We start from the raw sequence: 455 nt of genomic DNA on the forward strand, positions 1-455 counted from the left end.
CACCGCGCAAACCCTGGGTTTTGCCTACGACCCGCTCGGCCAACTGCTCACCGAACACAGCGCCGCCGGCAGCCTGCAACATCACTACGACGAACTCGGCAACCTGATCCAGAGCCAACTGCCCGACGGCCGCTGGCTCAATCGCCTGTACTACGGCAGCGGCCACCTGCACCAGATCAACCTCGACGCCCAGGTCATCAGCGACTTCGAACGCGACCGCCTGCACCGCGAAGTGCTGCGCACCCAGGGCCAGATCAGCATCCGCAGCGAATACGACCGCGCCGGCCGCCTGCGCGCCCGCCAACGCCGCCACAGCAGCCAACCCGCGCTGATGCCGGCGGCGCTGCAAAAACACTTCGAGTACGACCCCGCCGACAACCTGATTGGCAAACTCGACCAACAACCCGCCGCGCAACAGCGCCAACTGCTGCACTACGACGCCACCGGCCGCATCC

General features: G+C 66.6%; 1 protein-coding gene. It reads left to right on the top strand.

Annotated features, from left to right (window positions below; translation table 11 throughout):
• The coding region (locus AC6CIA_RS26410; protein ID WP_498316098.1) for an RHS repeat domain-containing protein at nucleotides 1-455 on the top strand (455 nt) is incomplete at both ends.

Source organism: Pseudomonas sp. GQ91, assembly GCF_059758795.1.